Here is a 23,494-nt window from a genome sequence, read left to right on the forward strand (position 1 = left end):
CGTGAAAATAGAATCAATTGATGTCACCGTCTTCACTTATCCCACACGCCGGGTTTCCGACAGTGCGGGTCATTCACACCCGGGACCTGAAAATCAGGCCAAGATGGCGCTGTTAACCATCACGGCAGATGATGGCCAAAAAGGTTACGCTTTCGCTCCGCCGGAAGTGATTCGTCCTCATATTGTTAACGCTTTCTTCCGCAAAGTGCTGATTGGGCAGAACCCATTCGACCGTGAACGCCTCTGGCAGGATCTGGTGCATTGGCAACGCGGTAGCGCCAACCAACTGACCGATCGCGCGCTGTCGATTGTGGAATCCGCACTGTGGGATCTGCAAGGCCGTGTACTGAATATGCCGGTGCATAAACTGCTCGGTGGCTATCGTGAAAAAGTCCCGGCCTACGGCAGCACCATGTGCGGTGATGAGCTGGAAGGTGGCTTATCGACGCCAGAGGAATACGGCCAGTTCGCCGAAAAGCTGGTGCAGCGCGGCTATAAAGCCATCAAGTTGCACACCTGGATGCCGCCAGTATCGTTCGCACCCAGCCCGAAGATTGACGTGAAAGCCTGTGCCGCAGTACGTGAAGCCGTTGGCCCGGACATCTGCCTGATGCTGGATGGCTACCACTGGTACAGCCGCAGCGATGCGCTGTATATCGGTCGTGAATTGCAAAAGCTCGATTTCACGTGGTTTGAAGAACCGATGGAAGAACAGAGTATGGCGTCCTACAGCTGGCTGACCAAGAGCCTGGATATCGATGTCATCGGGCCGGAAAGTCTGTCAGGAAAATACTTCAGCCGTGCTGACTGGGTTAAAGAAGGCGCATGCGACATTTTACGCGCGGGCGTGCAAGGCGTGGGCGGTCTCTGGCCGTGTATGAAGGTCGCGAGTCTGGCGGAATCCTTCGGTATGGATTGCGAAGTTCACGGTAACGGCGCGCCAAACCTCAACGTCGTTGGGGCGATCAAAAACTGCCGCTGGTATGAGCGCGGTCTGCTGCATCCTTTCCTCGATTACGACGAACCCGCAGCGTATCTGAATTCGATTGTCGACCCGATGGATGACGAGGGCTTTGTGCATCTGCCGCAACGTCCGGGGCTGGGAGAAGATATCAATTTTGACTGGATTGAGGAGCATACCCTGAGTAAAGAATAACTTTTGTATGAATGGTTTTTTGTTCGATCTGAAAGATAGCCTTACCTAAAAAATAAAAAGTTGTCGTCTTCCATGCTCCCACACCTGGAGAATAATGATGAAAGCACGAGCAATACTCCGTACCCTGCTGTTAGGTTCACTCTGCATGGCCGCTACGCCGGCCATTCTATCGGCAAAAACCCCTGACGATCAGCTGATCGTGGGGATGAACATGAACAACATGCTCTCACTCGATCCGGCCGCCATGACTGGTAACGAGGTGGTGGGCATTATCGTCAACCTCTATGACTCGCTGGTGGTGCTGGATCCCGCCAACCTGAGTAACATTCAGCCTTCTCTGGCGAAAAGCTGGAGCGTCAGTGATGACGGTAAGGTCATTACCTTCAATCTGGTGGATAACGCCAAATTCCACTCCGGTAACCCCGTCACGGCGCAAGACTTCGCCTGGTCGATGAAGCGTCTGCTTAACCTCAACATGGCGCAGGCCACAACGTGGAAATCCTACGGCTTCACCGCGGAAAACGTGGAGAAAATGATCCGCGCTAAAGACGCCCACACCGTTGAAATCGAATTGCCAAAACCGAACGACCCCAAACTGGTGCTCTACTCGCTGGCGACGCTGGGTAGCGGATCGGTGCTGGATAGCAAAACGGTGATGCAGCATGAGAAAAACGGTGACTGGGGCAACGGCTGGCTGACCACGAACGAAGCCGGTTCTGGCCCGTTCAAGCTGGACGTGTGGCAGGCGAAAGACGTGCTGCGCATCAGCAAGGTTGAGAACAACTGGCAGGGCGACGCGAAAATGCGGCGCGTGATTTTCCGCCACATGACCGAGTCACAGGCGCTGCGCCTGATGATTGAAAAAGGCGACATTGACGTGGCATCTGGGATGTCGGTGCCGGATATCAATGCGCTGAAACAAGATAAAGACGTTGTGGTTGATGAGGTGCAAAAAGGCACGCTGTACTACGTTGCAATGAGCCTGAAGAATGAATACTTCGCTAAACCGAAAGTGCGCGAAGCGGTTCGCTACCTGATTGATTACGATGGCGTCAATAAAACAGTGATGCCAGGCTACGGTTTCTATCATCAGCGCCCCATCCAGAAAGGGATGGATGCGACGTTGCCGGATCCGGGCTACAAGCTTGACGTGCCGCGCGCCAAAGCGCTGCTGGCCGAAGCGGGCTACCCAAATGGATTTGAAACCACGCTGCGTGTTCTGTCCGATCAGCCGTTCCTGAATCTGGCGACATCGGTACAGTCCACGCTGGCACAGGCGGGCATCAAAGCCAAAATCATCTCCGGCACCGGTAATCAGGTTTACGGCGCGATGCGCGATCGTAACTTTGACATGCTGGTTGGCCGCGGCGGTGGCGGCGTCGATCCGCATCCTCACTCCAGCCTGCGTTCTGTTGTCTATAACCCGGATAATAGCGACGAAGCCAAACTGACCAACTTCCAGGGCTGGCGCACCTCTTTCTACGACAAACCGCTGAACGACATGATCGATCAGGCGCTGTTGGAGAAAGATCCTCAGAAACAAAAGCAGATGTATATCAACGTGCAGAATCGTTATGAAGAACTGTTCCCGGCCATTATTCCGGTGTCGCAGATGATCGATTCTGTGGTGTTGCGTAAAGACGTGAAAGGCTATGTGCCACATCCGTCTTCTACGACGCATCTGCGCGAGGTGTATAAGCAGCGCTAGTGTCCACACGTTAAACCGGATGATTAGCCGACACGTTTCCGGCTAATCATCCCGATCAGATACGCTAAAAAGAGATGACCGCGTGAGTGGTGATTTGCTGTCGCCGCTAGCCGGGATATCAGGAGAAAGAACATGGTTTTCTCTGATTGGATCAAGCCGGGTGGAGTACTGCGTCGTTTGGCAAAGCGTCTGTTTCAGGTGATCGTCACACTGTTCGGATTATTAATCCTGACTTTCGTGATCGGCCGCGTGATGCCAATCGATCCAGTCCTGGCTATTGTCGGACAGGATGCCGACCAAAGTACCTATCAACAGGTTTACCAACAGCTGGGGTTGGATAAGCCACTGTATGTGCAGTTCTTTATTTACTTTAATTCGCTGATACATGGGGATCTGGGCAATGCGCTCCTGACCGGACGACCGGTTATGGATGACATTATCCGCGTCTTCCCGGCAACCGTTGAGCTGGCGACGATGGCGATTATCGTCGGTGCCGGTCTGGGGGTGCCGCTAGGCGTGCTGGCTGCGGCGCGACGTGGCAAGTGGGCGGATTATGTGGTGCGTTTTATCAGCCTGGCTGGTTATTCCACACCGATATTCTGGGTCGGGATGATGGGCCTGCTGGTGTTCTATGCCTGGCTGAACTGGGTTGGCGGAGCAGGGCGGGTTGATATGGCCTATGACGGTCTGGTGGAAAACCGTACCGGTCTGCTGCTGGTGGATTCGTTACTGGCGGGTGAGTGGGATGTGTTCCGCAGCGCGCTGAACCATCTGGTGTTGCCGGCCACGATTCTCGGTTTCCACTCGTTGGCCTATATCAGCCGTATGACGCGCAGCTTCATGCTGGCGCAGCTTTCGCAGGAATACATCATTACTGCGCGAGTGAAAGGGCTGTCTGAGTTCCGTGTCGTCTGGGCGCACGCGTTTCGCAATATTCTGGTTCAGCTTCTGACAGTGGTGGCGCTGGCGTATGGCTCGCTGCTGGAAGGGGCGGTACTGATCGAAACGGTCTTCTCATGGCCGGGCTTTGGTTCCTATCTGACAGGCAGCCTGCTGCTGGGGGATATGAACGCGGTGATGGGCTGTGTGCTGCTGGTCGGGTTGATCTTCGTGACGCTTAACCTGCTGTCGGACATGTTGTATCAAATCTTTGATCCGAGGACGAACGCATGAATATTTCCTCTGAGCCGCCGGTCACTCGCGAATCGGTAATGCGAACACCGCCGGAAAAACGCGTGAGCCGTTTGCGGCTACGCGGTGCGCGAATCGGCGGGTTTCTCTTGACGATGATGCGCAATCCGCTGACCGCGATTGGTTCTGCGATTGTGCTGATGTTGGTTCTGGTCGCCATTTTCGCCCCGTGGATTGCCACGCACGATCCGCTGGTACAGGATTTGGCTAACGCGCTACAGGCCCCGAGTGCGGCGCATTACTTTGGCACCGATGAGTTTGGGCGCGATGTGTTTAGTCGTCTGGTCTATGGTTCACGCATCACGCTGTATATCGTTGCGCTGGTGTCCGTCACCGTTGGGCCTATCGGGCTGGCGCTGGGCGTGGTGGCTGGGTATTACGGCGGTATCGTCGATACCATCCTGATGCGTATTACCGATATCTTCATTTCGTTCCCTAGTCTGGTGTTGGCGCTGGCGTTCGTTGCGGCGCTTGGCCCAGGTCTGGAGCATGTGGTGATCGCGATTACGCTGACGGCCTGGCCGCCGATTGCCCGTCTGGCAAGGGCGGAGACGCTGTCGCTGCGTCACGCGGACTTTGTTTCTGCCGTGAAGCTGCAAGGGGCCTCCTCTATCCGCATCCTGCTGCACCACATTGTGCCGCTGTGTCTGCCGTCGGTGATTATCCGTATTACCATGAATATGGCCGGCATCATTCTGACTGCGGCGGGTCTGGGCTTTCTGGGGTTGGGTGCACAGCCGCCCGATCCTGAATGGGGCGCGATGATCTCTGCGGGTCGTCGTTACATGATGGAGTGCTGGTGGTTAGTAACTATTCCGGGGCTGGCGATTTTGATTAACAGCCTGGCGTTCAACTTCCTTGGAGACGGCCTACGTGACATCCTCGATCCCAGAACTGAATAAGTTTTCTCAACGTGCGCCGGGAAGCTCGCCCCTGATGGAAGTGGAAAATCTTCGGGTGAGTTTCGTGAATCGCGGGACGGTGACTGACGCCGTGCGCGGCGTCTCCTTCCGGCTTGGCTGTGAAAAGCTGGCCATTGTCGGCGAATCTGGCTCCGGTAAATCGACGGTCGGTCGTGCGCTGCTGCAACTGCATCCGCACAGCGCACGGATTACGGCAGACAAACTGCGCTTTGGCGATACCGACCTGCTGAAAGCGGATGAGGCGCGGATGCGTCAGATTCGCGGCAAGCGTATCTCCATGATTATGCAGGACCCTAAATATTCGCTTAACCCAGTGGTGTGCGTTGGCGATCAGATTGCCGAGGCGTATCTGGCGCACCATAAAGTGTCGCACCGCGAGGCGAAGGCAAAGGTCATGGCGATGCTGGATGTGGTGCGTATTCGCCAGCCAGAGCGCGTCTACAATCTGTACCCTCATGAAATCTCGGGCGGGCAGGGGCAGCGCATCATGATTGCGATGATGCTGATTACCGAACCTGAAATCGTGATTGCCGATGAACCGACCTCGGCGCTGGACGTGTCTGTACGCTTGCAGGTGCTGGCGATGTTGGACGATTTGGTGAGTGAGCGCGGTCTGGGGCTGATTTTCATTAGTCACGACATCAATCTGGTACGCAGCTTCTGCGATCGTGTGCTGGTGATGTATGCCGGGCGCGTCGTGGAGTCTATCGCCGCCGCCGATCTCGACAACGCGCAGCATCCGTACACGCGCGGGTTGCTGAATTCACTGCCGGATATCGATCATCGCCGTCCGCGTTTGCCGGTGATGAATCGCGATCCCGCCTGGATCAACGGATAAAGGGGATAATCATGGCAACTGAAGCAATGAGTCAGCGTAAGCCGATGATCGAAGTGAATAACCTGAATCTCTCTTTTGGTCATGGCAGCGCGAAGAATCAGGTGTTGTACGATGTGAACCTCACCGTCAACGATGGCGATATCTTTGGTCTGGTGGGGGAGTCGGGCTCTGGCAAAACCACGGTGCTGAAGTGTTTGGCCGGGCTGTTTAACCATTGGGAAGGCACGCTGCTGATTGGCGGGAAGAAACTGGCACACCGGATCGATCAGGCGCGCTGCCGCCAGGTGCAGATGGTGTTTCAGGATCCGTACGGATCGCTGCATCCCCGTCATACGGTGGAGTCCATTCTGGAAGAACCGCTGTCGATCCATCGCTTTGACGATCGTGACGATCGTATCGATAGCTTGCTGGAGAAGGTGGGGCTGGGAACGAACTTCCGTCGCCGCTACCCGCACCAGCTTTCCGGTGGGCAGCGCCAGCGTGTGGCGATTGCCCGCGCGTTGATTCTGGAGCCAAGGGTGCTGCTGCTGGATGAGCCGACGTCGGCGCTGGATGTGTCGGTGCAGGCGGAAATTCTCAACCTGCTTATGGAGTTACAGCAGCAGGAAAAGCTAACCTACCTGATGGTGACGCATGATTTGGGGGTGATTTCTCATCTGTGTCATAAAGTGGCGGTGATGCAGTACGGCAAGATACTGGAGACGCTGGAAACCGACGACCTGACCAGCGATGTGCCGAAGGATGCGTATACCTCGATGCTGGTGGATGCCAGCCGTCAGTACAGTCGCGATCTGGCGATACGCTCGGAGCGTATGGGCTAGATACGGATGGACTAGGTACGCTGCGCGATAATCATCATGAGGGCCGAGCAACCGGCCCTTTTTTTATTTTGTATGCAGGTTTCCGCTAACAGTTGGTTACGAACAGACTTTTATACGTAAAAAAAGGTAAATGGGTAGCGTTGAAGGGTGTGGATACTTACAATCATTACGCTTTCTGTAGTCGGCCTCTTCAAAAAGGAATTCTCATGTTCAAACGTACTCTGGTTGCCGCGGCAGCCCTTATTTCACTGACGGCATTTTCTCCCGCTTTTGCGGCTTCCGACGCCAGCACGCGTGTGCTGTTGACGACGTCCGCGGGCAATATCGAACTGTCTTTAGATAATCAAAAAGCACCAGTTTCGGTAAAAAATTTCGTCGAGTACGTTAACAATGGCTTTTATAACGGGACGACATTTCACCGTGTGATCCCTGGTTTTATGGTGCAGGGCGGCGGCTTTTCTGGCGAAATGAACCAAAAAGCGACGAATGCGCCGATCAAGAATGAAGCTGACAACGGCCTGCGTAACCAGCGTGGTACGATCGCGATGGCGCGTACCGCAGAAAAAGATAGCGCGACCAGCCAGTTCTTTATCAACGTCGCGGACAATGCGTTCCTCGATCATGGCCAGCGTGATTTTGGCTACGCCGTGTTCGGTAAAGTGGTGAAAGGCATGGATGTCGTGGATAAGATCTCTCAGGTACAAACGAAAAATGTCGGGCCTTACCAGAATGTGCCGACCACGCCTATCGTGATTCAGTCCGCGAAAGTGCTGCCCTGATTGGCACGATAGATAAGCAAAGAACCGAGAAAACGCAAAGGCCACTAATGTGGCCTTTGCGTTTTTGACAAAGCTAGCAAGCGGTAGTAATGGATAGATCGTAAAGACGCTGTAAATACTTCCCTGTACGCTCGGCTTGCGCCATCCATGGCGCAAACGCTTTACTCTTCTATTCCATTACCACCGTTTTACTGCGTAGATAGACGTTATTAACGTCTCGACTACCGCATTATTCCAGCGCTTTAGCCATCTGCTGTAGCCAGGCATCCACGCCGGTGCTCGGCACGTTCAACTGACGGTAGGTGGCTGTGGCAACAGGATAGCCGCCAACCTCTTCCTGGCTGTTCACGAAGCCACCTGTCCGCTGTTTGAAATTCTCTACGATACGTTTATCGACGGCATCACGATCTTTCGGTCGTGCGCCTGCGCTTTGTAGTACCTGATTGGTGACGGCGCTGGCAGGTGCTGCGGTTAAGCCTGAAGGCCAAATCGGGGAGACTTTGAGTAAATTAATCCCGCTGCCTGAGGTTTGCGGCGCGGCTTTTCCCTTGGCATCGTAAGCAAGGTTATCTGACATCCAGACATCGCCGGAGCTGTTGCTTCCTACCAGCCCTAAGCCTGCTTTGGTATTCGCGCCGTAATGCATCACGTTGCCTGCAACGGAGACGCGTGGGCTAGCAGGCATGGTTTTCCCTTCCCACTCGCCTTTGACGCCACCAACGCGAACGCCCCAAATGCCAGGGTTGTAGATCAGGTTATTGACCATGACACCCGTTGAACCCGCCTTGAACCAGGCGTTGCGCTCGTTGTTGTGCGCATACAGGCTGCCAATGATTGACACATCAGTCACGTTATCGTGAACCAGCGTGCCCATCGAGTGAATGCCTTTGGTATGAGCTGAGTCGTATAAGCCTTCAGCAACAATATTATTTGAGAGCGTGATGCGGTGTGCGGTTCCCTGTGGGCCGTCATAGCGTGGGCCAGAGATAGACAAGTTTTCGTCTGTCCCCCAGGCGAAACTGGAGTGGTCGATTACGACGTTGTAGGCATCTTTACCGTTGATTGAAACATCGCGTTCAAAGCCGCTTTTTTTACCCGTACCGGCATCGCCGATGCGAAAACGGATATGCTGCATGAGCACATCATGCGTGCTAATTCCCATTCCGCCACGAATGATGGTAATGCCGGGAGAAGGAGCGGTCTGACCCGCAATGGTGACAAACGGCTCCGTTAACCGGAGGTCACTTTTATTCAGGTCGATAATACCGCCAACCTCAAAAACAATAATGCGCGGCCCTTTGGCGGCCAGCGCTTCCCGAAGTGAACCGGCTCCGGAAGAGGCCAGCGTTGTGACGCGAATAATACGCCCACCGCTGCCTGCGACGGTATCGGTTCCGAATCCTTTCAACTCTGGTGCTGCCGGTGTGGCGGCGCTAGCCATCGGTATGCCGACACTGAATACTAATCCAGTGCTGAACAGTGCGGCGAACAGAAGAGAACGTTTCATTTCATTTCCTTGAACATTAACGATAAAAATGAGCGAGCCCTAAGAGCTCGCTCAAGTGCGGCCCGAACGATAAACTGACGGGCGTTAAACTTACTTGCAGGCTCCTACTAGCACAGGACAATGAGGGGCGGAACCTGAAGTTCGCTTATTTACGCTTTACACTTAGCAATTAGTTACAGCTTGCTGCCGTCAGGACGGCAAGGTTTTTGCCCACGCCAGCATAGTTCGCCAGTTTATCCTTCACGCACTGTGGTGAAACGGTAGAGTAGCTGTAAGGAAGAGAAGGGAACGTGCCTGTGCTCTTCCAGTCTTCAGCATTCACGTAGGGCTTGGCATCTTTATCCCAGGTGATGTTGTATTTAGCGAAGTCAGACGGGCTCATAACGTTGTTATTACGCAGATCCCAGGTACCGAAGTTGGAACCGTCGTAGCGTGAGGTCACCGGGTTTTTCGCATTTTCGAACCAGTTACGTTCGATCAGCGCAATTCCATTCTGGCGCACGTTCAGGCCAGAACTGGTGATGCCGGTATACAGGTTGTTGTAGGCGTGAACTTTACCGCCACGTTGCAGTGGGAGGCGAGCGTTAACGTCGTCGTAAATGTTGTGATGGTAAGTCAGGTCACGGCCCGTATCGCTGCTGCTGAAGCCGCTCAGACCCACTTTTTTGATGCCGTGAATGTAGTTGTACGACACCGTCACATTGGTTGAGGCTTTCTTGATATCAATCGCGGATTCGAATGTGGTGTCACCGTCTTTTGTGCCTGCGCATTCAAAGTTTTTCGCGAAGATTTCGTTGTGGTCAATCCAGACGTTCGGCGTGTTATCGATACGAATCGCATCGCCGTCCTGCGCACCGCCCGGCATGTAGCCAAAACGCATATTACGGATGACAACATCGGATGATTTCGTCAGCCAGATCCCGAAGTTGGCGGAAGAACCGTTGGTTCCGATGATGGTAATCCCTTTGGTAAACTCTTTGATTTCCACACCGCGTGCGTCTTTCTTCCACTGACCGCAGATATCGTTCTCTGCGGCTTTAATCAGCGCATCTTCGTTACCGTTATAGGTGATGACGAGCGGGTAAGCGCCCCCTTTGACTTTCTTACCTTTGGAATCCAGCTTCGCTTCTTCGATGATATCGATAATGTCTTGCATGGAACGTGCTGTCTTTTTCACGGCACCGGCAACGTCACCACCGTCAGTGGTGGCATAACCCCCCGTATTTGCCGCCATCGTCGGTTGGGCCGCAAGTAATAACAGCCCAGCGGCTGCAGAAGGCAGTAGGTATTTCATTCAGGTACTCTCCTTGGAATTGAATTTTTTTGGGTATAAATGATCCACATAACCCAGATTATATTATTGGGTTGTTTCAATAAAAATGAAATCAAGGTTTATTGAAGTCCCAATTAAGTGTTACCATAAAAATAAAATAATTCAATATTTAGATATTAAATATATCGAGTGAATAACATCGGCAATATTGGTGATTAATAAGTTCCTATTTTAAATGGTAATATTTTTTTCATTTTTTCTAAAATCATTACGTGAAGTGTTTTTATGAAAAATAAAATTATATTTCGTTTTATTCTTTTGTGATAGAGAGGTTTTGATAGAGGTGATAACTGTGAGCGATATCAACAAATAAGTAAAATTTCTTCATTGAGATGGTCGTGTTAAAAATAGTTGATGCCGATCAAATTATTAATTAATCCCGTGTTGATGACTCACTATTATTTTTATTATTTAATCCTTAATTAATGACTGGTTTTTTCATTAATCAATCAAGTTATTAATTATTTAATAAATAATTAGCCTGATCTTTAATTGTTCTCTCTTTAAGAAATAGGTATCCACGCTTATGTGCAGGTTGCCATAAAAAATGAGCGAGCTCTAAGAGCTCGCTCGGGTAGCAACGTGTCTCAGCGTGAAGAGACACGGCTGTGGGACATTCAGGCTGATGATTTCCTGTCATTCATGTGACGGAGAAAGCCTGACCGCCTTTATTTGCAGTTAGCGGCTGTCAGTACCGCCAGGTTTTTACCTACGCCAGCATAGTTTGCCAGTTTATCCTTCACGCACTGTGCAGAAACCGGGGTGTATTTATAAGAGATGGAAGGGAATTTTCCGGTGCTTTTCCAATCATCCGCATTGATATGAGCAGAGGAAGGTTTGCCCCAGGTGATGTTGTATTTGGAGAAGTCTGCCGGTTTGGTAATGTTGTTATTACGCAATTCCCAGGTACCGAAGTTGGAGCTGTCGTTACGTGCCGTTACTGGGTTCAACGCATTTTCAAACCAGTTGCTTTCGATCAGCGCTATCCCTTTCTGACGGACGTTAAAGCCTGAACCGGTGATTCCGTCATACAGGTTGTTGTACGCATGAACCAGACCACCACGTTGCAGCGGCAGACGTGAGTTAACATCGCGATAGATATTGTGATGATAAGTCAGGTTACGACCGGTGTCCGAATTGCTTGCACCGCTCAGACCCACTTTTTTAATACCATGGATGTAGTTGTATGACACCGTGACGTTAGTTGACCCTTTCTTGATATCGACGGCTGATTCAAAAGTGGTGTCATTGTCTGGCGTGCCTTTACACTCAAAGTTTTTGGCAAAGATCTCATTGTGGTCAATCCAGACGTTCGGCGAATTATCAATGCGAATGGCATCACCGTCTTGTGCACCACCCGGCATATAGCCGAAGCGCATATTACGTACGACAACGTTGGATGAATTGATAATCCAGATACCGAAGTTGGCGGATGAGCCATTGGTGCCCTGAATCGTGATCCCTTTGGTAAACTCTTTGACTTCTACGCCGCGCGCGTCCTTACTCCACTGACCGCAGATATTTTTTTCGGCCGCTTTGATTAGCGAGTCTTCATTACCGCTATAGGTGATGATAAGCGGATACGCACCGCCTTTGACTTTCTTGCCTTTTGAATCCACTTTTGCGGCTTCAATGATATCCACAATTTCTTTCAGAGAACGTGCGGTCTTTTTTACGGCACCGGAAACGTCTCCACCATCCGTGGTGGCATAGCCGCCCGTATTTGCAGCCATGGCTGGCTGAGCAGCGAACAGTAACAATCCGGCGGCTGCCGTAGGCAATAGGTATTTCATTATAACTGTCTCCTTGGAATATAATTTCATGGGCATTTATTGCTCCGTATGCCCGATGTAATAGGTACAAATTTCTCAACAAAAATGAATCATCAATTTTGATGAAAAACCAAGGGGAGTGTGGTCAAAAAATAAGATCAGTTCAAGGGTGAAATGTTAAATGTATTAGAATGGAAACATTTTGTAATACTGATGATTGAGTAATTCGGGTTTTATAGGAAACACCATTCTTTTAAAAGAGTAGAAAATCAGTGGGTTATTTTATTAACGGACGGGAGTTTCATTCTGGTTTCTTGATTTATTGGTTTTTAGTTCGCGATTTTTCTGATGGTAATTGTTACAACTAACGTAAAAATTCATCTTAAGTCAAAATATACTATCACAGGCGTATTCAATATTTTTTGCGTTATGAGTTAATTCTACCTTGCATTTTAGTTTGTTAAAAAATAATTATTATTAATCGCTATATTATTAATTTTATATAATGCACCTGTACACGATAGGAAAGAAAATAGATCTCACTGACCATACCTTATAGTGGTGGAAGGACTATCAGCATGAAGTCTGTTGCTGTGAAGGTCGCACTGGCAATCTTGCACTGCTTCCTTAAAAAATGAGCGAGCCCAAATCACCCGCTCACAGAGAACCCGGCGCAGAGTGAATGCGCCGGGTTTAATGTACTTATTTACAGTTAGCGGCTGTCAGTACTGCCAGGTTTTTACCTACGCCAGCGTAGCTTGCCAGTTTATCCTTCACGCACTGTGCGGAAACTGGTGAGTAGCTATACGGGAGTGCAGGGAATTTGCCCGTGCTCTTCCAGTCATCCGCATTGATGTGTGGTGTGGATGGCTTACCCCAGGTGATGTTGTATTTAGCAAAATCAGACGGGCTGGTAATGTTGTTGTTACGCAGTTCCCAGGTACCGAAGTTGGAGTCATCATTACGTGCGGTCACTGGGTTGAGCGCATTTTCGAACCAGTTGCTTTCGATCAGTGCAATCCCTTTCTGACGAACGTTAAAGCCTGAACTTTTGATGCCATCATACAGGTTGTTGTACGCGTGAACCTGACCACCACGTTGCAGCGGCAGACGTGAGTTAACATCGCTGTAAATGTTGTGATGGTAAGTCAGGTTACGGCCCGTATCTGTGTTGCTTGAACCGCTCAGACCCACTTTTTTCACGCCATGGATGTAGTTATATGACACTGTGACGTTGGTTGAGGCTTTCTTGATATCGACAGCCGATTCAAAGGTCGTGTCGTTGTCTGGTGTACCGGCACATTCGAAATTCTTGGCGAAAATCTCGTTGTGGTCGATCCAGACGTTCGGCGAGTTATCAATACGGATAGCATCACCATCTTTTGCTCCGCCAGGCATATAACCGAAACGCATGTTACGCACGACAACGTTGGAAGAGTTTACAATCCAGATACCAAAGTTAGCGGAAGAACCGTTGGTCCCGAGGATGGTGAGCCCTTTGGTGAACTCTTTGACTTCTACGCCGCGCGGATCTTTGCTCCATTGGCCGCAGATGTTGGCTTCAGCCGCTTTGATTAACGCATCTTCATTACCGTTATAGGTGATGACGAGTGGGTAGGCGCCGCCTTTGACCGCTTTACCGCTTGAGTCCTTTTTCGCTGCCTCAATGATATCGACGATCTCTTGCAAAGAACGTGCGGTTTTTTTCACTGCGCCGGAAACATCGCCGCCGTCAGTGGTGGCATAACCCCCCGTATTTGCCGCCATTGTTGGTTGGGCTGCGAGCAGCAACAGTCCTGCAGCTGCAGAAGGCAGTAGGTATTTCATTGTGTACTCTCCTTGACATAGAATTTTTTGGGTATTTATCGCTACACACCCTGTGTAAATAAGAAGGCTGTTTCAACAAAAATGAAATTAAGGTTTGTCTATAAAGCCGTGCCTAGTGTTATCATAAAAAATAAACAATTCAATATGAGGTGAAAAATATATTGATTAAATAAAAGAGGACAACTGATGAGATTTGTGTTCATTACTTTTAAATAGAAACTAATTTCTATTTAAAATCATTAAAAATCAATTATTTAATTTTCACCCTCTCTTTTTATTCAATGTGAATTCTTTATTTTTATCCATTCTGAACTTGGGGGGTTATTCACTTGGTTCGCAACTGTGATCGCCGTCAAAAGTTAAAAATAAATATCGATTATAAAAATAACATCGTGGTTTTTTTATGCCCGTAGAAAAAAACTTAATTAATTCATAAGGAATTTTTGGTTATTATTTTTTTTGTTAAAAATGATTTCAAAGAAATCGTTTTCTATAGGAATGAATAATAAATATTACCTATTAATAAAGATGCTTATTACAGAAATAAATCATTTATGATCGGTATAATTATTATCGTGCTAATTTATTGCGTAGGGATAGCGCGCCTTTTATCTTTGCTGGCGACAAGGTCTGGGTGCCTGGCACGAATTTCATGTATGTTAGTACGGCTTTCCTGACTAACTGTGCAATAAATATGCTACTGATTATCGATAACTACGATTCCTTTACCTACAACCTTTACCAATACTTTTGTGAGCTTGGCGCACAGGTCGTGGTGAAGCGTAATGATGAACTGACGCTGCGTGAGATTGAACAGCTTGCGCCTGAGCGATTGGTGATTTCACCGGGTCCTTGCACGCCGGATGAGGCGGGCATTTCACTGACTGCAATTCGTTACTTTGCCGATAAATTGCCTATTCTGGGCGTGTGTCTTGGCCATCAGGCGATGGGGCAGACGTTCGGCGCGCGTGTGGTGCGGGCACGGCAGGTTATGCATGGGAAAACCTCTGCGATTGCGCACAGCAATACAGGGGTTTTTGCGGGGCTCGCTCAGCCCTTGACGGTGACTCGCTATCATTCACTTATCATTGATGCAGCTTCGCTACCCGATTGCTTTGAGGTTACAGCCTGGAGCGAACATGAAGGCAAGCGAGATGAGATTATGGGGATCCGTCATCGCTCACTGCCGCTTGAAGGCGTGCAGTTTCACCCAGAGAGTATTCTTAGCCAGCAAGGGCATCAGCTTTTGGATAATTTCCTTAAAATTTAGCTATATAGAAAGTTATTCTCTCTAGTAGCCGATTTAATATTGCCTGTAATTGATTTTTTATGCATATTTATTGACTATATTTTCATTCTAACGTGATGGATAGCAGAGTGAGGCAGCAAATGGCAGCAGAGCAGAAAGCAGTGACACGGGATACTCACGATAAAGTGATTTTGCCGGTTTATGCACCCGCGAAATTTGTACCAGTGAAAGGTAAAGGGAGTCGCGTCTGGGATCAGGACGGCCGTGAGTATATCGATTTCTCCGGTGGCATTGCGGTTACGGCACTGGGCCACTGCCATCCTGCACTGGTTAATGCATTGCAGCAGCAGGGTGAAAAACTGTGGCACACCAGCAATATTTTCACCAACGAACCTGCACTACGCCTCGCCAGCAAATTGATTGATGCCACTTTTGCCGATCGTGTGTTCTTTGTTAACTCCGGTGCTGAGGCTAACGAAGCCGCATTTAAACTGGCGCGTCACTATGCGGTTAAACGCCATAGCCCGTATAAAACCAAGATTATCGCCTTCTACAATGCGTTTCATGGTCGGACGCTGTTCACCGTCTCGGTTGGCGGACAGCCTAAATATGCCGATGGTTTCGGACCTAAGCCTGCGGATATTGTCCATGTTCCTTTCAACGATCTGGCTGCGGTCAAAGCAGTGATGGACGATCACACCTGCGCAGTCGTACTGGAGCCGATTCAGGGCGAGGGCGGTATTACGCCTGCTACGCCTGAGTTCTTGCAAGGCGTTCGCGATCTGTGCGATCAGCACAAGGCGCTGCTGGTATTTGATGAAGTGCAGAGTGGGATGGGGCGTACCGGTAAATTATTCAGCTACATGCACTACGGTATTACGCCGGATATTCTCACCACCGCTAAAGCGTTGGGCGGTGGATTCCCGATTAGCGCGATGCTGACGACGGAAGAAATCGCCTCTGTGATGACGGTTGGGGTACACGGCACCACTTATGGCGGCAACCCGCTGGCCTGTGCGGTGGCCGAAGCCGCGCTGGATATCATTAACACGCCGGAAGTGCTGTCAGGCGTGGCAGATCGGCACGATCGTTTTGTTAGTGAGCTTGAGAAAATTAACCAGCAGTACGCTGTATTCGAGCAGGTTCGCGGTATGGGGCTACTGCTGGGGGCAGAGCTGAAGCCGCAGTGGCATGGCCGCGCGGGCGAGTTTCTGGCTGCTGCAACAGCGCAGGGTCTGATGGTGCTGATGGCAGGGCCGAACGTCATCCGCTTTGTGCCGTCTTTGATCATTGATGAAGACGATATTGTGCAGGGGATGGCGAAGTTCGCCAAAGCCGTCGCACAGGTGGTTAACGCAGCGAACTGAGTTATTCTCTCAACGTTGCTGCGATGGCTGTAAGGTGGCGGGCAGGAAGCTCGCCATAAAAAAACGTAGGGAACGTTTTTCAACGTCGCTTGCGACGGCCCGTAGGGTGGCGAGCAGGACGCTCGCCATAAAAAAAAGCGTGAGGCCGAGGCTTCACGCTTTTTTATTGGTAGGGTACAGCGACAGGGATTTAGCGAGTGCCGTAAACGACAATCGTTTTACCGTGCGCAGAGATCAGGTTCTGGTCTTCTAACATTTTCAGAATGCGGCCCACGGTTTCACGCGAGCAGCCAACGATTTGCCCAATTTCCTGACGGGTAATTTTTATTTGCATGCCATCTGGATGCGTCATGGCATCAGGTTGTTTGGCCAGGTTGAGTAGGGTTTGGGCAATACGGCCGGTTACATCAAGGAAGGCGAGGTTGCCGACTTTCTCTGAGGTAACCTGGAGTCTGCTTGCCATTTGTGCAGACAGGCGCATGAGAATATCAGGGTTAACCTGGATGAGCTGGCGGAATTTTTTATAGGAGATTTCAGCCACTTCACAGGCGGTTTTTGCCCGCACCCAAGCGCTGCGTTCCTGACCTTCTTCAAACAGGCCGAGCTCGCCGATGAAATCGCCCTGATTGAGGTAGGAAAGAATCATTTCCTTGCCTTCTTCATCTTTGATTAGCACTGCGACAGAGCCTTTCACGATGTAGTAAAGCGTTTCTGCTTTTTCACCTTGGTGAATAAGCGTGCTCTTCGATGGATACTTGTGGATATGACAATGGGAAAGGAACCATTCGAGAGTTGGGTCTGTCTGCGGTTTGCCGAGAACCATTCGCTATCATCCTCTGTTGTAATTCACTGCGCAAATTACAGGGGTCAGAGTTCCCTGTACGGCGTGTTTAACTGCTAAAAAATAAAATTCAGTCTAGGCAGAATGACGTCAGGGAATATACTGGAACCACTGTACCCTTGATTTTCCGGTTGCTGCCTTGCTGCAACGTAAACGTGGCTGGGTATATCTGGCTACGTCATCATCTTCTTCGTTTCTGGCTTTGTCCAGAAAAGGTCTATTCTATTTTCGTTTTAACACAGCTTTAAGGACGTGTCTTGTGTTGTCTCGCTTCAGCATGACAAAGCTCTGATTAACGCTGGTTTTTGTACAGTAACGGTATAAATTTTCAAAAAATTTTTAGTGGAGAGGCACCATGCAGGCACGGGTAAAATGGGTTGAAGGCTTAACGTTTTTGGGCGAATCCGCATCAGGGCACCAGATCTTGATGGACGGCAATTCCGGCGATAAAGCGCCCAGTCCGATGGAAATGGTGTTGATGTCAGTGGGGGGATGCAGCGCGATTGATGTGGTGTCGATTCTGCAAAAAGGTCGTAACGATGTGGCGGATTGTGAAGTGAAATTGACGTCAGAGCGCCGGTCTGAAGCGCCGCGTTTATTTACCCATATTAATCTGCATTTTATCGTTACGGGGAAAGGGCTGACCGACAAAGCCGTCGAGCGCGCGGTCACTCTGTCTGCGGAAAAATACTGCTCTGTGGCACTGATGCTGGGCAAAGCCGTTGAGGTAACGCACAGCCACGAAATTAGAGTGTTGGAATAATCCCTCTCTCTGGGCACTAGTTCTGTTCACTTAAGCCTGTTATTAGGGGAAACACAGGGGGAGGTCCCCGTAGGGAGGCCTCATCCCTGTGGTCGCCCCGTGTCTCTCGATGCTTATTCGATGGTTTTCCCTTCCATTAACCGCTGCACCAGCGGTGCCATGATGAGCTCCATCGCCAGCCCCATTTTCCCGCCGGGAACGACCAACGTGTTGATGTGGGAGATAAATGAGCCCTGCAACATGGCGAGCAGATAGGGATAATCAATGTTATCCAACCCCTGAAAGTGAATCACGACGAAGCTTTCGTCCAGCGAGGGAATCGATTTAGCGGCGAACGGGTTGGAGGTGTCCACGGTAGGTACGCGCTGGAAGTTGATGTGCGTACGAGAGAACTGTGGGGTGATGTAGGTGATGTAGTCTTCCATTGAGCGGACGACGGAATCCATCACCGCTTCACGCGAGTGGCCGCGCTCATTAACGTCACGAATCAGCTTTTGAATCCATTCCAGGTTGACGATTGGCACCACGCCGACGAGCAGATCGACATGCTGTGCCACGTCGTTTTGCTCGGTGACTACGCCGCCGTGCAGCCCTTCATAAAACAGGATGTCGGTAGGTTCCGGCATCGGCTCCCACGGCGTGAATGTTCCGGGAACCTGATTATAGGGGATAGCTTCATCGTAAGTATGAAGGTATTTACGCGTCTGGCCGCGGCCGTGTAGGCCATATTCGATAAACGACTGTTCCAGCAGGCTGAAGTCATTCGCTTCCGGGCCGAAGTAGCTGATGTGGCGCCCTAAATCACGCGCTTTGCGAATCGCCATGTCCATTTCCGGGCGGGTATAGCGGTGAAAGCTATCGCCTTCCAACTGGGCGGCACGTAGGTCAAACTGCTGAAAAATCTTACGGAAGGCCAGACTGGTTGTCGTGGTTCCCGCCCCGCTGGAGCCGGTAACCGCAATGATCGGATGCTGATGTGACATAAGATGCGTAACTCCGTGATCGCGATGCCCGCATAGGCCGAGAGCCTGCGCGCATCCTCAAAAATGACGTAAGTTTTTATCATTGTTAGCATGTTTGGCGCATTCTTTCACGCCTTTCGGCATGCTCAATAGGGGGCATGCCCTCCGGCATTGAACTGGTCGCGCGGCATAATATTGAGGGTCTCATGTAACTCAGACCACACCAGCACCACCTCGCCCGACTTGAGCTGTCTGCGGATATCTTCCACTTTTTGCGCCAGCGACCGCTCCTGTTCGCCGTAATCGGTACCTTCCCGCAGGACGAAAGATTCGATGATGTTATCCAGCGTTTCTGGATCGAGCTGTTGCCAGGGAATAATCACGCTAGGGTTCCTGCGTCAAAGGGGAATCGGTGGCGTGGTCCAAAAATGGGCTAAGCCAGTTGGGAATGCGCTGTTCCAGCCACATTTCCGGTTTCATCAGCGTTCCACCGACGAAGCCGACATGCCCGCCGTGTTCTGTTAGCTGATATTCAATATTAGACGGTAACTGCGACAGATCGGGGATCACCTCTGACGTCATGAAAGGATCGTCCTTCGCATGGATGATGAGCAGCGGTTTACGTATCTGAGGCAATAGTGGCAGAGCGCTACAGCGTCGATAGTAGTCGGCGGCGTCGCGGAAGCCGTGGATACGCGACGTAATGACGTCATCAAACTCGCGTAACTGGCGGATGCGTTTCAGTTGCGGCAACTGAATCGGCAGCGTGTCCGGGTAGGCTGCCAGCTTGCGGCCGGCGTTTTGCTTCAGCAGTCGCAGCAGGTAGTGCTGATAGACGCGGGAGAAGCCTTGCTCCATGCGACGGCTACAGGGTTCGAGCATCAATGGCGCGGAAACAATGACGGCAGCAGAGAGAGAGCAGGATTCGCCTTGCTGCGCGAGCAGGTAGGCCAGCATATTGCCACCGAGGGACACGCCGATGGCGGCGGTAGGGGCCTCGCCCAACGTCTCCCGCATCCAGTGCAGAAAATAGCTGGCATCGCTGGTTTCGCCGGAGTGATAAATACGCTTCATCCGGTTGGGTTTCCCGCTGCACCCACGAAAATGCATGATGACGGCCAGCCAGCCGCGCTGTTGACAGGCATGCAGCAGGCCGTGGGCGTAGGGGCTATGAAAGCTACCTTCCAGCCCGTGAAACAGTACCACGCGCGGTTTGTGCCGTGCCTGTTCGGGCGCTTCGCTCCACGCCAGATCGACGAAATCACCGTCTGGTAACTCAAGCGGTTGCCAGACTGGCGAAAACTGCGCGTGACGGCGAATCAGACGCGGTAGTAGCGTTTGAAGATGCGGATTATGGGCGCCGCTCAGCGGACGAAACTGGTCATACATAAAGGATATAGAAATCTTGTTGTCGGCTCTTGTACGATCAATATCACACTGTTAGCTTCAATGCTGCCAGTTGGTACGATATTTGGGTCAGGAGCGCCCACAAATAATGGAACTGAGTTTATTTCTGTCGATGTTAGGTTTTTTGTGGGTGGCGGCCATCACGCCGGGGCCGAATAATATGCTGTTGACCACCTCGGGCGCGAATTTTGGTTTTATGCGTTCACTGTGGCTGATGATCGGCATCATGCTGGGCATGCAGAGCATTTTGCTGCTGGTGGCATTCGGTGTCGGTGGTTTGATTCTTATTTATCCTTCGCTGCACTTTATCCTGAAAGTCCTCGGTAGTGCCTATTTGCTCTGGCTGGCGTGGAAAATCGCCACGGCGGCTTACGAACGGCTGGAAACCTCCGTTGCGCCGCCCAAGCCGATCCGGCTTTACCAAGGGTGGTTGCTGCAATTCCTGAACCCGAAAGCGTGGCTCATGGCGCTGGGCGCGGTTGCCAGCTTTAGTCTGGCGGGCGACGGTTATAACCAGTCTGTGATCGCGATAAGCATCGGGATTGTACTGGTGAATTTGGTGTCCGGTGTTATCTGGCTCGGATTTGGCACGATGATTGGGCGACTGCTGCGCAGTAAGAAAGCGTGGATTATCTTTAATGTGTCGATGGGCCTGCTGACCGCCGCCTGCGTGCTATTGATTTGGCATTAATACTGGTGTGATAACGTCGCGAGCGGTGTTTTGCTCGCGACTTAGCCACTACGCTGCAAGTAGCATGCTACCGATGGGATTTATTTATAACCATCTGTTTTTAATAAATTATTAACCATGTTAAGTTCGGCATCAAAATCCAGTGTATCGTTCTCCAGCAGCCGTGCATGTTGCTGTTGAAAAGCGGACCCCAACGCTTTCAGCGCGGTAATATTCTTCAGCAGAAAATCGTCTGATTTACCGTGTTTCTCTAATTGGGTGGAGAGTCTGACAAATTCGCCTGCTACTTTCTCTACAGCGGGAAGATAACGATTAAGAAATGCCGTGCCTGGCTCCACATCCTTGGGATCTTCCTTCATACACGTGACAATAAGCTGTCCGTACTCAACGATAATTTTCAGTTCGTCGAGAAGCTCGGTGGGGAGCTTCTGTAAGTTTTGCAACCGTGCGATACGGCTCTCAAACGTAATCGCTTTCTGGATAGGTGGTGTAATAATGACCGGTGAAGGTTGAGGCGACATAGGTGTTGGTGCCGGAATGGGTGTTTTGGGTTGGTTTTTCCTTATTTTGAAAAACGTTTTTCCTTGGTAATGGCACATCGCACCTAGCACAATGCACGTGGCGAAGGCCGTATTATAGAAAGGGTGTTCACCAAATTTATGTGAATCGGTATAGCCCATTATGATGATGAAAACGAGAAGAAACTGGATAATTGTATCGAGACGAGGATGAGAAATCTCGGAGCATGCTTTGATTATCCACCACGCTGCGGCAATCCAGCCCAAAACGAATATGGCATCTTGCGTAATGAACCAAATCACGCCAACCAGAAGTGGCCAAATCATATCAACCTGGCGTTGGGTAATGGCGTACCACAGTAAAATTAAACTGAAAGTATTCACCATGAAAACGGTGCCTTGAACGTTTTCGTCCGCCATGAGGACTGGATATAATTTATTTAGAAACACCATAGTAATCATCGCAGAGACGATCAAAACAGCGCAGACTAATCCCCAGAGTTTAAATAGCGTCAGGCACAAACGACCTAGTTTCTTTTGCCATCCCTCATCTGGAGGGGAAGATGCATTTTGCATATTCAACGAAGACCACTTAGCAAAACGAAATGATTTATGCAGAACGTTGCTGCATCGCGTGTTGTTGGTTTGCTGCAATCTCGGCCAGACGCGTTCTTAGCTCTGTTTCCATTGTGCCCAATTCTTTCTCTACATCAGCGCGACGTACTCTGGCGTCATTGGCAATCGTGACGGTTTCTTCGATGGTGTTCAGAAGGCGGCTTTGCACTTCACGTAAGGTTTCGATGTCCACAATCGAGCGTTCGACTTCCCGCGCGGTTTCAACGGTGCCGAGCTGGAGCATTTCTGCATTTCTTCTCAGCATGGCATTGGTGGTATCAGAGACTTCTTTTTGCAGTTTTGCCGATTTGCGCTGTGAATGCAGCGTTATTGCCATCACGATCTGACTTTTCCACAACGGGATCGTGGAGAGAATGCTGCTCTGAATTTTCTCGGCGAGCGACTGGCTATTACTTTGCATCAAACGAATTTGAGGCGCGGTTTGGATCGCGATGGTGCGGGACATCATCAGATCGTGCAGGCGTCTTTCAAAGCGCTGTATGTTGCTCACTAAGTCGCGCACGTACTGCATATCCATCGGGTCGTTAGTGCGCTGTGCTTTTTCCTGTGCGGCGGTCAGATCGCCAGACTGAATCGCTGCCAATTTCTGTTTACCGGCAATGATATGCAGCGTGATTTGTTGAAAATACTCGCGGTTGCGTATGAAGAGCTGTTCCAGCGTGGAGATATTACGCAAGAGCTCCATCATGGCGCTTTCGAGTTTTTTAGAAACGGTATCAACCTGCTGTGCCAGCGTTTGATATTCCAGCAGCGTACGTTGGATGGTGCTGAACAGTTTTCCTATCAATGGGAAGGAGGCAAGGAAGCTTTGTTTAGTGTCAAACACGGTGAGGTCGACCGACTTTACCTTCATCAGCAGATCTGTCAGCTGTTCACCAATCACGCCCGCATCTTTTGCTCTGACTTCCTGCATTAAAGATTCTGAAAAACGCGAAATATTGCCCATGGTATTTGCGGCGTAAGAGATGGACAGCATCGGGTCAGTAATATCAATTTTATTGACCAGCACCGATACTTCGCTTTTCTCCTGCTCGCTAAGCTGCGACAGGTTGAGCTCAGATAACGCATCGCTTGCGGTTAGGGTGACGGCGTTGTTGCCAGAAGCGGTGAACGTAGCAGAGAAAGCGTCTGTAGAAACAGACGGCGTATTTTCCATCATAAATGTTGTCCTTGCCTTATTGTTAGGCCGTTTTATGCCCTGCGGC

General features: G+C 50.5%; 21 protein-coding genes. 11 read left to right on the plus strand and 10 right to left on the minus strand.

All coding sequences use genetic code 11. The features are described 5' to 3' along the window. Window position 1 precedes the first annotated feature (1 nt). The 7 genes from WCT94_RS11485 to ppiA all read left to right on the plus strand — a co-directional run bounded on the left by WCT94_RS11485 (window position 2) and on the right by ppiA (window position 7,416). Window positions 2-1,156, plus strand: coding sequence for a mandelate racemase family protein (locus WCT94_RS11485; RefSeq protein ID WP_180743243.1), 1,155 nt, complete (start codon window positions 2-4; stop codon window positions 1,154-1,156). 97 nt (window positions 1,157-1,253) lie between these two features. Beyond that, the gene (locus WCT94_RS11490; RefSeq protein WP_039288682.1) at window positions 1,254-2,864 is read left to right on the plus strand and encodes an ABC transporter substrate-binding protein; all 1,611 of its coding nucleotides are present in this window, start codon (window positions 1,254-1,256) and stop codon (window positions 2,862-2,864) included. Between the two features lie 132 nt (window positions 2,865-2,996). Further along, on the plus strand, window positions 2,997-4,037 hold the full coding sequence (locus tag WCT94_RS11495; protein WP_336869669.1) for an ABC transporter permease: 1,041 nt from the start codon (window positions 2,997-2,999) through the stop codon (window positions 4,035-4,037). Between the two features lie 38 nt (window positions 4,038-4,075). Beyond that, window positions 4,076-4,957 (plus strand): ABC transporter permease, encoded by an 882-nt coding sequence (locus tag WCT94_RS11500; RefSeq protein ID WP_336869686.1) that lies wholly within the window; start codon window positions 4,076-4,078, stop codon window positions 4,955-4,957. Then, the gene (locus WCT94_RS11505; protein ID WP_431891480.1) at window positions 4,929-5,816 is read left to right on the plus strand and encodes an ABC transporter ATP-binding protein; all 888 of its coding nucleotides are present in this window, start codon (window positions 4,929-4,931) and stop codon (window positions 5,814-5,816) included. The genes WCT94_RS11500 and WCT94_RS11505 overlap by 29 nt, the downstream gene beginning before the upstream one ends. Window positions 5,817-5,860: 44 nt before the next feature. Beyond that, entirely contained in the window at window positions 5,861-6,637 is a 777-nt protein-coding gene (locus WCT94_RS11510) for an ABC transporter ATP-binding protein (RefSeq protein ID WP_319850000.1), read from the plus strand. Between the two features lie 206 nt (window positions 6,638-6,843). After that, window positions 6,844-7,416, plus strand: coding sequence for a peptidylprolyl isomerase A (ppiA, locus tag WCT94_RS11515; RefSeq protein ID WP_336869670.1), 573 nt, complete (start codon window positions 6,844-6,846; stop codon window positions 7,414-7,416). A 229-nt stretch (window positions 7,417-7,645) separates the two neighbouring features. Here ppiA and pelZ read toward each other — a convergent pair whose 3' ends face one another. The 4 genes from pelZ to pelA form a co-directional block, all read right to left on the minus strand. After that, a complete protein-coding gene (gene pelZ, locus WCT94_RS11520; RefSeq protein ID WP_336869671.1) occupies window positions 7,646-8,923 on the minus strand; it encodes a pectate lyase PelZ in 1,278 nt (425 codons plus the stop codon). Between the two features lie 169 nt (window positions 8,924-9,092). Continuing rightward, a complete protein-coding gene (pelC, locus tag WCT94_RS11525) occupies window positions 9,093-10,217 on the minus strand; it encodes a pectate lyase PelC (RefSeq protein WP_336869672.1) in 1,125 nt (374 codons plus the stop codon). A 707-nt stretch (window positions 10,218-10,924) separates the two neighbouring features. Next, on the minus strand, window positions 10,925-12,049 hold the full coding sequence (gene pelB / locus WCT94_RS11530) for a pectate lyase PelB (protein WP_336869673.1): 1,125 nt from the start codon (window positions 12,047-12,049) through the stop codon (window positions 10,925-10,927). Window positions 12,050-12,730: 681 nt separating this feature from the next. Continuing rightward, window positions 12,731-13,855 carry a pectate lyase PelA gene (gene pelA, locus WCT94_RS11535; protein WP_336869674.1) on the minus strand — a complete coding sequence of 375 codons (1,125 nt, stop codon included), beginning with the start codon at window positions 13,853-13,855 and terminating at the stop codon, window positions 12,731-12,733. Window positions 13,856-14,549: 694 nt separating this feature from the next. Here pelA and WCT94_RS11540 point away from each other — a divergent pair. Next, the gene (locus WCT94_RS11540; RefSeq protein ID WP_336869675.1) at window positions 14,550-15,125 is read left to right on the plus strand and encodes an aminodeoxychorismate synthase component II; all 576 of its coding nucleotides are present in this window, start codon (window positions 14,550-14,552) and stop codon (window positions 15,123-15,125) included. A 119-nt stretch (window positions 15,126-15,244) separates the two neighbouring features. Continuing rightward, window positions 15,245-16,471, plus strand: coding sequence for a bifunctional acetylornithine/succinyldiaminopimelate transaminase (gene argD, locus WCT94_RS11545; protein ID WP_336869688.1), 1,227 nt, complete (start codon window positions 15,245-15,247; stop codon window positions 16,469-16,471). 190 nt (window positions 16,472-16,661) lie between these two features. On the opposite strand, the gene crp is transcribed toward argD, so the two are convergent. Next, a complete protein-coding gene (gene crp, locus WCT94_RS11550; protein WP_004090925.1) occupies window positions 16,662-17,294 on the minus strand; it encodes a cAMP-activated global transcriptional regulator CRP in 633 nt (210 codons plus the stop codon). Window positions 17,295-17,667: 373 nt separating this feature from the next. Between crp and WCT94_RS11555 the strand changes: the two genes are divergently transcribed. Then, window positions 17,668-18,075 (plus strand): OsmC family protein, encoded by a 408-nt coding sequence (locus WCT94_RS11555; protein ID WP_181845287.1) that lies wholly within the window; start codon window positions 17,668-17,670, stop codon window positions 18,073-18,075. Window positions 18,076-18,188: 113 nt separating this feature from the next. On the opposite strand, the gene WCT94_RS11560 is transcribed toward WCT94_RS11555, so the two are convergent. From WCT94_RS11560 to WCT94_RS11570, 3 genes are all read right to left on the minus strand, one after another. Continuing rightward, on the minus strand, window positions 18,189-19,058 hold the full coding sequence (locus WCT94_RS11560) for a phosphoribulokinase (RefSeq protein WP_015841951.1): 870 nt from the start codon (window positions 19,056-19,058) through the stop codon (window positions 18,189-18,191). Window positions 19,059-19,183: 125 nt separating this feature from the next. Then, window positions 19,184-19,420: a YheU family protein gene (locus WCT94_RS11565; RefSeq protein ID WP_336869676.1), complete on the minus strand. Its 237-nt coding sequence runs from the start codon at window positions 19,418-19,420 to the stop codon at window positions 19,184-19,186. Window position 19,421: 1 nt separating this feature from the next. Continuing rightward, the gene (locus tag WCT94_RS11570; protein ID WP_336869677.1) at window positions 19,422-20,426 is read right to left on the minus strand and encodes a hydrolase; all 1,005 of its coding nucleotides are present in this window, start codon (window positions 20,424-20,426) and stop codon (window positions 19,422-19,424) included. A gap of 106 nt (window positions 20,427-20,532) precedes the next feature. Here WCT94_RS11570 and WCT94_RS11575 point away from each other — a divergent pair, with 106 nt between their 5' ends. Beyond that, entirely contained in the window at window positions 20,533-21,135 is a 603-nt protein-coding gene (locus WCT94_RS11575; protein WP_336869678.1) for a LysE family translocator, read from the plus strand. An 80-nt stretch (window positions 21,136-21,215) separates the two neighbouring features. Here WCT94_RS11575 and WCT94_RS11580 read toward each other — a convergent pair whose 3' ends face one another. Further along, window positions 21,216-22,229, minus strand: a complete 1,014-nt coding sequence (locus WCT94_RS11580; protein ID WP_336869679.1) for a 5-bromo-4-chloroindolyl phosphate hydrolysis family protein — start codon at window positions 22,227-22,229, stop codon at window positions 21,216-21,218. 34 nt (window positions 22,230-22,263) lie between these two features. After that, the gene (locus WCT94_RS11585) at window positions 22,264-23,448 is read right to left on the minus strand and encodes a toxic anion resistance protein (protein WP_336869680.1); all 1,185 of its coding nucleotides are present in this window, start codon (window positions 23,446-23,448) and stop codon (window positions 22,264-22,266) included. Window positions 23,449-23,494: the final 46 nt, after the last annotated feature.

Origin of the sequence: Pectobacterium sp. 1950-15, assembly GCF_037136835.1 — a bacterium.
Classification (GTDB): domain Bacteria; phylum Pseudomonadota; class Gammaproteobacteria; order Enterobacterales; family Enterobacteriaceae; genus Pectobacterium.